General features: G+C 34.4%; 2 protein-coding genes. One reads left to right on the top strand and one right to left on the bottom strand.

Annotation, left to right across the window (positions count from 1 at the left end):
- Positions 1-290: 290 nt before the first annotated feature.
- Positions 291-1,052 (bottom strand): response regulator transcription factor, encoded by a 762-nt coding sequence (locus tag AC1DPZ_RS26830; protein WP_477409260.1) that lies wholly within the window; start codon positions 1,050-1,052, stop codon positions 291-293.
- A 148-nt stretch (positions 1,053-1,200) separates the two neighbouring features.
- Here AC1DPZ_RS26830 and AC1DPZ_RS26825 point away from each other — a divergent pair.
- Positions 1,201-1,609, top strand: a 409-nt coding sequence (locus AC1DPZ_RS26825) for a DUF3667 domain-containing protein (protein ID WP_477409258.1), incomplete at its 3' end; no start/stop codon positions are given.

The following is a 1,609-nucleotide window of genomic DNA, read 5'->3' as shown; positions in this document are numbered from 1 at the left end:
CATCGAAACCCTGCAGCGGGCTTATAATGGTGGGTGATCAATTAATTTTGCTTTTCCTGGTCTAAGAGTATAACGGAATTCATCTGCGGAACGCCTGGAAAAGACAGCCCCTCCTTAACGCGCTGCGCGAGGAAATTTAGCCGCTTTTGCCGCTGTTTTCGCCGCGCCATTTGGTTGATGATCTGGTTTCCTAAAAAGGCCTTAATAGCTATTGTTATCACGAGGCATTTAGATTGGTCTGTGATGTATGCAACATTTAAGGGATATATCCCAAATCATAAAAGTTATGATTAAATAATCTTACTGTTCACAGCATAAGAAAGTGCCTCTATTATATTAGTTACATTCAAACGCTCAAAAATTCGCCTCCTGTGGTACTTAACTGTATCAGGAGCAACAAATATCTTTTCAGCAATTTGGTTAATGGTTAATCCTTGTGCATACAGCTGCAGTATTTCTATTTCTCTTTTCGTGAGTTTCGGTTTCTCTGATTTACGCCAAACATTTTTTTTTAGATCCAGTTTCCACATTTCATCAGCGCCTTGTTTGTATATAAAAATATTGCCGGCATTTTTATGATGCGAAATAGAAACGATACACATTGCTTTCCACATCTTTTTCTCGCGTGTTAGAAACAATGGAGTAAGTTTATGATTAATAAGAATATGCTTACCATCTTTATTTACCAAATGGAAATCATAACTTATGCTATACTTCTTTTTCTCATCGCCTGGCAACTTTTTAAAGAAATCAAATCCTGCTTCATTTATCAGGTTCAACATTTCCAAATCACTTTCAGGAACATTTTTTAAATAAAACTCATAGCCTAAATTCAGCACTTCCCCGGGTGAATATCCACACAGAAATAATGGATTTTCTGAAACGTACTCAAAAGACATATTTTCGTAGTTAATTATGTACACGCTTTCGTACGTTAATCTCGCAAAGGATTTTACAGCTTCCAGGTAATCGTTTTGTTCAAAACGGTCCTCCTCCGGTATTTTCCCTAAGTTGTTCTTGGTTAACAGGCTGGAATTATTGTAATCTTTCATTTGCACTATACTGGGAGTAAATTTACACTATAGTGTAGTTTTTAAAAATATTTTTGTATTCACTTTTGGAGGAAACAATTTTTGTTTGATTTTCATTAAAACCGGTAATGATAAATAAAACGTCGTATCCTAATAATCTATAACCTTTATGCTTACTAATCTCATTAATTGCAAAAACTGCAATAATACAGTCGAAAACAATTTTTGTGGCAATTGTGGCCAGGCTGTACAAATTAAAAGAGTTGACAAACATTATTTCTTCCATGAAATCTGGCATGTTTTACATTTTGAAAAGGGCATATTTTATACCATAAAAGAATTGCTGATCAGACCAGGGCAAAATGTACGGAGATTTATCACAGAGGACAGAAGCAGGCTTGTAAAACCGCTAATATTTGTCATAGTAACCTCATTAATATATACAGTAATTAATAATTTATTTCACATTGAAGAAGGATATGTTAATTTTCATGACACAAAACAGTCTGCAACAAATGTAATTTTCCATTGGGTTGAAAATCATTATGGTTATGCGAATATTATAATGGGGGTATTTA

Source organism: Mucilaginibacter sp. P4_G9 (assembly GCF_056400985.1).
Note: the sequence above shows the minus strand (reverse complement) of the source record. Positions and strands in the feature narration are given on the sequence as shown.